General features: G+C 65.1%; 7 protein-coding genes. 3 read left to right on the forward strand and 4 right to left on the reverse strand.

The features are described 5' to 3' along the window. Window positions 1-8: 8 nt before the first annotated feature. Genes mhpD through HP546_RS03495 form a run of 4 tightly spaced genes read right to left on the reverse strand, consistent with a single transcriptional unit; the run spans window position 9 to window position 4,312 of the window. Window positions 9-803: a 2-keto-4-pentenoate hydratase gene (gene mhpD, locus HP546_RS03480; protein ID WP_172219653.1), complete on the reverse strand. Its 795-nt coding sequence runs from the start codon at window positions 801-803 to the stop codon at window positions 9-11. A 14-nt stretch (window positions 804-817) separates the two neighbouring features. Next, window positions 818-1,681, reverse strand: coding sequence for an alpha/beta fold hydrolase (locus HP546_RS03485; protein WP_172219655.1), 864 nt, complete (start codon window positions 1,679-1,681; stop codon window positions 818-820). A 17-nt stretch (window positions 1,682-1,698) separates the two neighbouring features. Then, window positions 1,699-2,643 carry a 3-carboxyethylcatechol 2,3-dioxygenase gene (gene mhpB / locus HP546_RS03490; protein WP_172219657.1) on the reverse strand — a complete coding sequence of 315 codons (945 nt, stop codon included), beginning with the start codon at window positions 2,641-2,643 and terminating at the stop codon, window positions 1,699-1,701. A gap of 1 nt (window position 2,644) precedes the next feature. After that, the gene (locus HP546_RS03495) at window positions 2,645-4,312 is read right to left on the reverse strand and encodes a bifunctional 3-(3-hydroxy-phenyl)propionate/3-hydroxycinnamic acid hydroxylase (protein WP_172219659.1); all 1,668 of its coding nucleotides are present in this window, start codon (window positions 4,310-4,312) and stop codon (window positions 2,645-2,647) included. A gap of 313 nt (window positions 4,313-4,625) precedes the next feature. On the opposite strand from HP546_RS03495, the gene HP546_RS03500 reads away from it, so the two are divergent. The 3 genes from HP546_RS03500 to HP546_RS03510 all read left to right on the forward strand — a co-directional run bounded on the left by HP546_RS03500 (window position 4,626) and on the right by HP546_RS03510 (window position 10,625). After that, entirely contained in the window at window positions 4,626-5,441 is an 816-nt protein-coding gene (locus HP546_RS03500) for a DNA-binding transcriptional regulator (RefSeq protein ID WP_172219661.1), read from the forward strand. A 35-nt stretch (window positions 5,442-5,476) separates the two neighbouring features. After that, window positions 5,477-7,543 carry a maltose alpha-D-glucosyltransferase gene (gene treS, locus HP546_RS03505; RefSeq protein WP_172219663.1) on the forward strand — a complete coding sequence of 689 codons (2,067 nt, stop codon included), beginning with the start codon at window positions 5,477-5,479 and terminating at the stop codon, window positions 7,541-7,543. Window positions 7,544-7,631: 88 nt separating this feature from the next. Continuing rightward, complete coding sequence (locus HP546_RS03510) at window positions 7,632-10,625, forward strand: autotransporter domain-containing protein (protein WP_172219673.1); 2,994 nt, start codon at window positions 7,632-7,634, stop codon at window positions 10,623-10,625. Window positions 10,626-10,871: the final 246 nt, after the last annotated feature.

Raw genomic sequence — 10,871 nt, forward strand, 5'->3', positions numbered from 1 at the left:
GTACTCCGTCATTCGCCGCTGAAGGTCACGCCGACACGGCCAAGGCCGTCGATTTCGGCTTCGAAATGGTCGCCTGGGGCCACCGTCACCATTGGCCCCAGGGCGCCGGTAAGGACAATGTCGCCAGCGCGCAGCGGCTCGCCCAGGCGGGCCATGGTGCGTGCCAGCCACACGGCGGCGTTGAGCGGGTGGCCAAGGCATTCTGCGCCGCTGCCACTGGAGGCCAGCTCGCCATTGCGCGTCATACGCATGGCCGCAGTGCGCAGGTCAAGGTCCAGCAGTTGACGCGCCGGGCCGCCAAGCACGAAGCAGCCGCTGGAAGCGTTGTCGGCGACGGTGTCGGCGAAGCGGATGTTCCATCCCTGGATGCGGCTGCCGACGATTTCCAACGCTGGCAGCACGTAGCCGGTAGCGGCGATCACATCGGCGAAGGTGGTTTCGGCGCTGGGCAGGTCATGCGCCAGTACCAAGGCAATCTCGGCCTCGATCTTTGGCTGCATCACGCTGGCATAAGGCACGCATTCGTTGTCGCCGTAGCACATGTCGGCGAACAGGCTGCCGAAGTCGGGCTGGTCGACACCCAGCTGGGCTTGCACCTTGGGGTTGGTCAGGCCGATCTTGCGGCCAACCAGCCGCCGGCCTTCGGCCAAGGCATGGGCCACATTCAGGCGCTGGATACGGTAGGCGGCTTCGGCGTTTTCCGGGCCGATGGCATCACGCAGCGGCGCGATGGCTTCACCCTGCTGCTGTGCGCGGCGCAGGTCGGCGGCCAGGCGTTCGAGGGTTGGCGTGTCGATGGTCATGGGTGTACCTCAAATCAATGCTGGAGGAAGTCCAGTACCAGGCGGTTGAAGGTGTCGGCGTGCTCCCACTGGGCCCAATGGCCACAGTTGTTGAACACGTGCAGGGCCGAGTCGGGAATGCCGGCCAGCAGGCGCAGGCCGGCGTCCATCGGCACGAAACGGTCGTTGCGGCCCCAGACGATCAGGCTGCGGGCGCGGATCTCATGCAGGCGCGGGCCGAAGTCGGGGAACTGGCGCGGGTTGGCGGCCAGGCTGGCGACGAAATTGTCCAGGTGGTCGCGGCGGCTGAGCATGTTGTCCAGGCGGGTCTGGAACAGCTCTTCGGTAAGGTCGCTGGGGTCGTAGACGAAGACATTCATCATCTTCTTCAGGTTTTCGATGGTCGGTTCGCGGTACAGGCCGTTGAGCAGCTTGATGCCCTCGGTGGGCATCGGCACGAACGGGCTGGCGCCGCCAGTACCGCCGCCCATCAACAACAGCTTGCCGACCCGCTCGGGGTGGTCGAGGGCAAAGGCCACGGCGCTGTGGCCACCCATCGAGTTACCAATGATGTGCACGCGCTCCAGGCCCAGCACATCCAGCAGGCCCTTGAGCGCGCTGGCGTTGAGGTTGGAGCGCGAACCGCTGCAGACGATCGGGTCGCTCTTGCTCCAGCCCGGGCAGTCCACCAGTAGCACACGGTAACCGGCGGCCAGCAGCGGTTCGAGGTTGCGGTTGAAGTTGGCCCAGCCGCTGGCACCTGGGCCAGAGCCGTGCAGCATGACCACGGTTTCGGCGCCTTGGCCCAGGTCGTTGTAGTGCAGTTGCAGGTCGAGCTCGCCTTCGCGGACACGGGCGAAGCGGCTGCTGCTGGCTTCGCTGAGGGGAATGCCGGTCATGGTGGTACCTCTGTTGATCAGGTCAGGAAATGGGCGCTGAGCGAAGCGAAACCGGCGATCCACTCCGGGATCGGCCGGTAGTAGCGGTCGCTGGCCTGGTAGGTGCCGTAGGCACCGAGTGCGGCAAACGCGGCCACCCAGGTTTTCACCTCGTGGGTCGATTTGCCGGCCAGTGCCGACAGTTCGGCGTTGGCCATGCCGTCAAGCTCGGCGTAACGGCGCTGTTGCAGCAGGTCAAGGAAGTGGTTGTCCCAACCCGGGTTCAGCGGGTGCAGGCTGTGCTGGTCCAGCACGAAGCCTTCGGCGGCGCTGATTACCCGCTGCTGGCGGGCCTGGCGTTCGCTGGCCGGCAGCTCGCGGCCACTGCCCAGCAGGCGCTCGGCCATGCGTGCATCGACCCGCGCCAGCTCCGGTACCGGTGGCTGGTGAGACAACCCGCCCGAACCGAGAAACAGCACGCGCTTGCCGGTACTGCGGGCAAAATGACCGATGGCTTCACCGAGCGCGCGGGCACGGGCGAAGCCTGGCAGCGGCACCGCCACACCATTGATGAACACCGGAATGACCGGCCTCGCGGCGAGGCTGCCGAGCAGCAGTTCCAGCGGCTGGGCGAAGCCATGGTCGACTTGCATGCGGTACGACACCGCAGCGTCCACCCCGGCTTCGAGGACGGCGTTGGCGCAGGCCTCGGCAACCTCGCGGGGCACATCCAGCGGGCCGGCGGCACTGTTGAAGTCGCCGATGGCAGTGGCGGCCATGCCGATGCAGAACGCCGGCATCACGTCATAGAAAAAACCGTTGTAGTGGTCTGGCGCAAACAGGAACACCAGCTCCGGGTCGAATGCTTCGATCCGTGCACGGGCAGCGGCAATCACCCCGTCCACCTCATCCAGCACCGCTTGTGCCGGGTCCACGTAGCCCACCAGCGGGGTATGCGACAGGCAATGCAGATACGCGCTCATCTCATGCCACCTTGCTTGCAAGCGGTGCCTGCACGGTGGCCTGAGGCCGGGCGTCGAGCGCCCGCAACAGGGCGTCGCTAACGTCGCCAATGGTCTGCGGGATGGCCACGCCAGCGACGAAACGGTCCGGGCGCAGCAAGGCGATGGACACCGGGTGGCGACCGAACCAGTCCTTGAGCCGACCACTGCAGTCACCCACGCGGACCACCCCGTCCGGCACTTCACGGCCAGCCTTGAGCTGCACCGGCGGCAGAACCTGTATGAAGCACGTGCCCAGTGCACGCCAGGCGGCCACCTGCTCGGCGCTCAGGCCCCATTGCGGGTCGTTGCCCCAGGCGATAAAGGCAAAGTTGCTGCCGATCACATCGTCCAGCAGGCAGGTCTCGCCCGCCTCGGTCAGCACCTTGGGCTGGATGAACATGCGCCCGACCGGCGATGTCTTGCTGCCCTGCTCTGCCACCAGCGCACCTTTGGCATACTGCGGCATGGGCTTGAAGCGCATTTCGAGGAAGTAGCGCTTGACCGCGGGCAGGTAGTTCAGCGCCCACGATACCCCATCGCGCAGCGTGCCCTGCCAGCGCTTCGGTGGCGCCAGCACGTGGCCGGCCAGCACCGACAGGTCGATCATCGCCTTGACATGGTCGCGGCGCTCCTGCTCGTAGGTATCGAGCAGCGCTTCGCCCGCCAGGCCCTTGGCGACCAGGGCGAGCTTCCAGCCCAGGTTGCTCGCGTCGCGCATGCCGCTGTTGTAACCCTGGCCCTGCCACACCGGCATGATGTGCGCCGCATCACCGGCCAGCAGCACCCGCCTGGCGCGAAACTGGCCAGCCAGGCGGGCGTTGTGGGTGTATACGCGCTTGCGGATCAGCTCGACGCGGTCCGGGTCAGGCAGCACCTTGGCCAGCAGCTTGCGCAGGTTTTCCGGCTTGCCCAGCTCGGCTTCCGTCTCGCCGGGCATCACCATGAACTCGAAACGCCGTACACCGTGGGGCAGCGCCGCCGATACATATGGGCGCACCGGATCGCAGCACAGGTACACATTTGGCGTGCCCAGGGGGTCGTTGGCGATGTCGATAACGATCCATTGGTTAGGGGCGGTCTTGCCCTCGAAGGAAATGTCCAGCGTGCGGCGGATCAGGCTGTTGCCGCCATCACAGGCCACCAGGTAACGGGCACGCACGCTTTCCTGGCGGCCTCCGGGGCCATTCATGCGCAGGCTCACGCCGTGCTCGTCCTGCTGGAACTCGACCACATCCCGCGAGAACAACGTGTGTACGTTGGCAAAGCGCGCCAGGCCCTGGTACAGCACGGCATCGACCTGCGGCTGGATGAACGCATTGCGCCGCGACCAGCCGAACTCGTCGGTCATCGGCTGGATGTCGGCAAAGCAGCGGCCCTTGGGCGTCAGGAAGCGCATCGCATGCCACGGGGTGGTGTGCGGCAGCACTTGCTCGACCAGGCCGATGGCCTGCACGGTACGCAGCGACTCGTCGTCGATGCCGATGGCCCGCGGGTAATCGATCAACTGGTCGAGCTTCTCGATCTGCAGCACTTGCACGCCGGCCTGGCCCAGGTAATTGGCAATCGCCAGCCCGACCGGGCCTGCGCCGATGACTACCACGTCAGCGGTGTAATCGGCCTGAATATGATCTGCTTGTAGCGTGTTCATTGTTGTAATCCTCGACACGGCCCGACGGCGTCCCCGGAAACCCCAGGCAAGCCGCTACCGTTCTCGCGCAGGCAGGCGCAAGGCAGTGAATGGGCGTTTTGGCTGGTTCGGGCTTAAGGCAGCGTCGCTACGCTTGGTGTGAATGAAGCGCGGGCAATGGATAAGGACGGCAGGCAGGCGTGGCACATGGTGTTTTCCCCTGTCAGGGCATTTGTAGTTGTTGGTGGCGAGTATAGGAACGGCGCCGTTTGCCCTACAATGAAAAACCGCCCGCTCGTGCACCTGGTGCACATCATTGTTTTTAAAGGCTTTTATGAATAAAGACCGCGATTCCGATTACAAGACAGTGCGCGGGTTGAGCCGCGGCCTGGCCTTGCTCAACGCGCTCAATCGCCTGGACGGCGGCGCTAGTCCCACCCGCCTGGCCGAGCTCACCGGCCTGCACCGCACCACCGTGCGACGTTTGCTGGAAACCCTGCAGGATGAAGGTTACGTGCGGCGCAGCGAGTCGGACGACAGCTTTCGCCTGGCCCTGAAAGTGCGCGAGTTGAGCGAAGGCTTTCGCGATGAACAGTGGATCAGCGCCAAGGCGGCGCCGCTGCTTGCCGAGTTGTTGCAAGAGGTGGTGTGGCCGACCGACATCAGCACCCTGGACGTCGATGCCATGGTCGTGCGCGAAACCACGCACCGCTTCAGTCGACTGTCCTTTCACCGGTCGATGGTCGGGCGCCGCCTGCCATTGCTGGAGACAGCCACCGGGCTGGCGTACCTGGCCTTTTGCGCAGACGCCGAGCGTGAGCAGATCATTGCCCTGCTGGCCAGTCGCGAAGGGCCTGAGTACCGGCTGGCGCGTGACCCGGTAGCGCTCGACAACCTGCTGCGCAAGGTGCGACACCGCGGCTATGCGGAGAACTTCATGGCCTGGAACCAGGAAGAGAAGATTGCTTCGATTGCGGTGCCATTACACACGGGCGATCGACTGCTGGGGTGCTTGAACCTGGTGTATGTGGCCAAGGCGATGAGTATCGAGCAGGCGGCTGCGAAATACCTGCCGGCCTTGCAGCGGTTTGCCGGGCGGATTGACCAGTTGTTAAGTACGCAGAACGATCCGCCCGCCACGCCGTCATAACCTGAGCCGGTGCCGACACGCAAAGAGGACGCGAAATGACCCAGCCCGACCCGTCATACGTCAAATGGCTCGAAGACCGCGCCATGCTCAAGGCTTCCCAGGAGCGCGCCAGCCTGTATTCGGGCCAGTCGCGCCTGTGGCAGCAGCCCTACGCCGAAGCCCAGCCGCGCCGTGCGACCGAGATCGCCTCGGTGTGGCTGACGGTTTACCCCGACGCCATCATCGCGCCCGAGGGCGGTTCGGTGCTCGGCGCCCTGGCTCACGAAGCATTGTGGAAGCGCCTGTCGGAGATTGGCATCCAGGGCCTGCACACCGGGCCGATCAAGCGCTCCGGCGGCATCCGTGGCCGCGAGCTCACCCCCAGCATCGACGGCAACTTCGACCGCATCAGCTTCGACATCGACCCACTGTATGGCAGCGAGCAGGAGCTGGTGCAGATGAGCCGCATGGCCGCCGCGCACAATGCCGTGACCATCGACGACCTGATCCCCTCGCACACCGGCAAGGGCGCCGACTTCCGCCTGGCCGAAATGGCCTACGGGCCTTATCCAGGGCTGTATCACATGGTCGAGATCCGCGAGGAAGACTGGCCACTGCTGCCCGAGGTGCCTACCGGCCGCGACTCGGTCAACCTGCTTCCGGCGCAGTGCGACGAGCTTAAAGCTCGCCATTACATCGTCGGCCAGTTGCAACGGGTGATCTTCTTCGAGCCTGGCGTCAAGGAAACCGACTGGAGCGCCACACCGCCAATCGTGGGCGTCGATGGCAAGACCCGGCGCTGGGTGTACCTGCATTACTTCAAGGACGGCCAGCCGTCGCTGAACTGGCTGGACCCGACCTTCGCCGCTCAGCAGATGATCATCGGCGACGCCCTGCACGCCCTGGACTGCCTGGGCGCCCGCGGCCTGCGCCTGGATGCCAACGGTTTTCTCGGCGTGGAAACACGTGCCAGCGGCACTGCCTGGTCGGAAAGCCACCCGCTGTCGATCGTCGGCAACCAGCTGATCGGCGGCATGATCCGCAAGGCCGGCGGCTTCAGCTTTCAGGAACTGAACCTGACCCTGGACGACATCGCGCAGATGTCGAAGGGCGGTGCTGACCTGTCCTACGACTTCATCACCCGCCCGGCCTACCAGCATGCGCTGTTGACCGGTGACACCGAGTTCCTGCGCCTGATGCTGAAGGAAATGCACGCGTTCGGCATCGACCCGGCCTCGCTGATCCATGCCCTGCAGAACCACGACGAACTGACCGTGGAACTGGTGCATTTCTGGACCCTGCATGCCCACGACATGTACCTGTACAAAGGCCAGACCTTGCCCGGCGCCATTCTGCGCGAACACATTCGCGAAGAGATCTACGAGCGGCTGTCGGGCGAGCATGCCCCGTACAACCTGCGCTTCGTCACCAATGGCATTGCCTGCACCACCGCCAGCCTGATTGCCGCAGCGCTGGGTATCCGCGACCTGGCACAGATAGATGCGGCCGACATCGAGCTGATCCAGAAAGTGCACCTGCTGCTGGTCATGTACAACGCCATGCAGCCAGGCGTGGTGGCGCTGTCCGGCTGGGACCTGGTCGGTGCCCTGCCCTTGCCTGCCGAAGCGGTTGCCGAGCGTATGACCGATGGCGATACCCGCTGGATTCACCGCGGCGCCTATGACCTGGCCGGGCTTGACCCGCAGGCGCAAATGTCGGTGCGCGGCATGCCTCGCGCACGGGCGCTGTACGGCAGCCTCGACAGCCAGCTGGAACAGGGCGACTCGTTTGCCTGCAAGGTGAAGAAGCTGCTGGCCGTGCGCCAGGCCTATGGCATTGCCACCAGCCGCCAGGTGCTGGTACCCGAGGTCAGCAGCCCGGGGTTACTGGTGATGGTGCACGAGCTGCCGGCCGGACGCGGGATCCAGATCAGTGCGCTGAACTTTAGCCAGGACGTGATTGCCGAGGAGCTTCTGTTGACCGGTTTCACGCCGGGGACGGTGGTTGACATGATCAATGAAACAGTCGAGGGAGACTTGACCGAGGACGGGCGATTGATGGTCAGCCTGGACCCGTATGAGGCGCTATGCTTGCGCATCGTCAACAGCAGCGGTCATGTCTGATCGAAATGAAAACGCCTTTCCTGTCAATCAAATCGTAATATCGCAAAGCCATATTGGGCGCCCCTGAACGACAACCCATGGTCGCCCAATGCATTTCACGCCCAACCGCCTGGCCCTGTGCGTCGCCCTGGCCTGCGCCGCCTTCGCCCCTGTTGCCTTGGCCAAGGCCTACCAGATCGACAGCGCCACCACCGATACGCTGGAGCTGAAGAAGGCCGACACCTTGCAGGTAACCGCCAACGGCAGCATCGTTGCCGGCAATGACGACGGCGTGGTCCTGCCCAAGCACACCAGCGGTGCCACGCTGACCCTCGACAACGCCGGCATCATCCGCTCTACCGATGGCCGCGGTATCGACACCAAGGACCACGGCGAAGATCTCAGCCATTACCAGATCACCAACCGGACCGGGGCGCTGATCCAGGGCACCAACGATGGCCTGCGCTTCCAGACCAACCCCACCGCCGGTGGCAGCCTGAGCGTTATCAACGCCGGCACTATCGCGTCCACCGTCGAGGGCCAGGCCATCGACCTGGAAACCTTGAACAACCCGGCCTTCACGACCACCCTGGTGAATGAAACCACGGGGATGATTCATGCCGTGGGCAACGATGCGATCAAGACCGGCTCCAATGCCACAGTGACCAACTATGGGCTGATCTACACCGACACCGCGCCGCAGGACAAGAACGGCCAGGACCAGAAATGGGACGGCATCAAGATCGGCAACTCCACCGGTGTGACTGTCTACAACCACGGCACCATCAGCGCCGACCGCCATGGCGTCGACCTGAAGACCGATGCCACCCTCTACAACTACGAAGGCGCCAGCGTTACCGGGCGCAACGGCTCGGGCTTCGGTTCGGACGGCAGCGGCACGGTGTACAACTGGGGCACCATCACCGGCGCCATCGCCGATGGCAAGATCAATGGTGACGGTGACGGCGTCGATATCGACAACATCGGCCATGTGTACAACGCCGGCACCATTCAGGGTCTGGGGGCGAAGGGCGTCGACAGTGGTGGCCGGCCGAACGGCAGCGAAGGCATTGCCATGGGTGGAGGCAGCATCGTCAACACGGCGACCGGGGTGATTCGCAGTGTCGACAACGGCATCCTCGTCGATGACGGCGCCGAGGGTGCCGGGGTGGCCGCCACCACCCTCGCTAACGCCGGGCGCATCGAAGGCGAAAGCGGTTTTGGTATCAAGCTGATCGGCGAGTACGACGACAGCGTGACCAACAGCGGCACCATTAGCGGCGGCAACGGCCTGGCGTTGAGCCTGGGTGCCGGCAACGACAGCCTGACGGTGCTGACCGGCGGCGTATTCCACGGCCTGGTCGATGGCGGCGAGGGTATCGATGAGCTGACCCTGAACGGCACTGGCAGCTTCGGCAACAGCGCCAACTTCGAGACCCTCAGGGTCAGCGGTGGCAGCTGGACCCTGAGCAGCGTCGACGACTTCAGCCAGGGCGGCGTGGTGACCTCCGGCGCCACCTTGGTCAACCAGGGCAGCATCCTCGGCGAGTTGCTGATCGAGCAAGGCGCCACCTATGCCGGTGGTGGCTCGGTCGGTGGGCTGCAAGTGGACGGCACCCTGTTGACCAACACCGGCATGGGTGTCGCCGCGGTCGCGGGTGACCTGAGCTTCGGCCAGGGGTCGAGCCTGGTGTACGGCGTCAACGCCGATGGCAGCAGCGCGCCAATCAGCGTCAGTGGCACGGCCAACCTCGATGGGGCGACCCTGCGCGTGCAGCCAAGCGCCGGTGAATACCCGTGGCACAGCCACTACACCGTACTGACTGCCGGTGCGGTGAACGGCACCTTTGCCCAGGTCAGCAGCGACTATGCCTTCCTCACCCCGACCCTGAGCTACAGCAGCACTGCAGTGGGCCTGGACTACAGCCGCAACGACGTGGCTTTCGAGCACTACGCACAGTCTGGCAACGCTGCTGGCGCCGCGCGCAGCCTGGCCAGCCTCGGACAGAACAGCAACCTGTACAACGCCGTGCTCGGCACCACCACGGCCGGGGCTGGCAATGCCATCGAGCAGCTTTCGGCCAGCAACACCGCCAACCTGGCGGCAGCCACCCTGGCCAGCACGGCGCAGGTCGGCAGCAGCATGTTGGGGGCCGTGCGCGCGATGGGCAGCAGTAGCAGCCTGCTGGTGGGCCTGAGCGACGGCGACCGCCCTGCCCTGGCTGCCACCGGCGTGCCGCGCGAGGCACGTAATCTGAACGATCCGACCGCCCAGGGGCGGGTGTGGGGGCAGGCACTGGGCAGCTACGGCAAGGTCGATGGCAGCCATGGTGCCAGTGCGCTGGTACAACGCACCGGCGGCGCTGTGCTGGGGATCGACTGGGCGCTGGCTGGCGACTGGCGCCTGGGCCTGCTAGGTGGTTATTCGCGTACCCGCCTGGACAGCACCGGCCTGGATGGCACCGTGCGCAGCTGGCACGCCGGCGTCTACGCCCAGCGCCAAAGCGGCCCGCTGGCGCTGCGCCTGGGCGCCGCGTACAGCAGCCACGACGGTGACAGCAAGCGCGACGTGGCGTTCGTCGGCTTCAACGAGCGCCTCAAGGGTGACTACGATGCCGACAGCCAGCAAGCCTTCGTCGAACTGGGCTATGCCATGGGCAGCGGCCGCCTGGGTGCCGAGCCGTTCGCCAACCTTGGCTACCAGCGCTACCACCGCGACAGCTATCGCGAGCAAGGCGGTGACGCGGCGCTGGCAGTGGACGCCGATACCCAGGACAACCTCAGCAGCACCTTCGGCGTGCGCCTGGCGCACCTGGCGCACCTGGCGCAGCTGGACAACGGCATGAGCGTGACGCCCCGGGCGACCCTGGGCTGGCGTCACACCTACGGCAGCATCGATACCCGTACGCGGCAGGCGTTCATCGCCGGGGGCGATGCGTTCAGTGTCGAAGGCAGCGCCATTGATCGGGACAGCTTGCTGGTCGAGGCAGGGCTGGACCTGGGGCTGAGTGCGCGGCAGAGCATTGGCCTGGGGTACAGCGGTGAACTGGGCAGCAACAGCCGCAACCATGCGGTGGTTGGGCAGTGGCAGGTGAAGTTCTAGTACTCGCTGCCTGGGCTGGCCTCTTCGCGGCTAAAGCCGCTCCTAAATCGGACTGCCCAGGTTTCAAGTCCTGTGAGAAATACCTGTGGGAGCGGATTTACCCGCGAAGATGCCCGTACAGGCAACTTGCATTTACAGCTCCACGGGCATAGCTTCCTGATGTTTTCCATATCCGTGCCCAGGAGCAACTCCATGTACACCGGCATCGTCCAGGCCGTCCGCCCGCTGCTTGATGTGACCCGCTAC

This window comes from Pseudomonas sp. CM25, from assembly GCF_013179705.1.
In the GTDB taxonomy this organism is placed as follows: domain Bacteria; phylum Pseudomonadota; class Gammaproteobacteria; order Pseudomonadales; family Pseudomonadaceae; genus Aquipseudomonas.

What these genes read in the sequence shown, in the direction of transcription:
- mhpD (WP_172219653.1), bottom strand. Translation starts at nt 803, where the DNA reads ATGACCATCGACACGCCAACCCTCGAACGCCTGGCCGCCGACCTGCGC.
- HP546_RS03485 (WP_172219655.1), bottom strand. Translation starts at nt 1,681, where the DNA reads ATGACCGGCATTCCCCTCAGCGAAGCCAGCAGCAGCCGCTTCGCCCGT.
- mhpB (WP_172219657.1), bottom strand. Translation starts at nt 2,643, where the DNA reads ATGAGCGCGTATCTGCATTGCCTGTCGCATACCCCGCTGGTGGGCTAC.
- HP546_RS03495 (WP_172219659.1), bottom strand. Translation starts at nt 4,312, where the DNA reads ATGAACACGCTACAAGCAGATCATATTCAGGCCGATTACACCGCTGAC.
- HP546_RS03500 (WP_172219661.1), top strand. Translation starts at nt 4,626, where the DNA reads ATGAATAAAGACCGCGATTCCGATTACAAGACAGTGCGCGGGTTGAGC.
- treS (WP_172219663.1), top strand. Translation starts at nt 5,477, where the DNA reads ATGACCCAGCCCGACCCGTCATACGTCAAATGGCTCGAAGACCGCGCC.
- HP546_RS03510 (WP_172219673.1), top strand. Translation starts at nt 7,632, where the DNA reads ATGCATTTCACGCCCAACCGCCTGGCCCTGTGCGTCGCCCTGGCCTGC.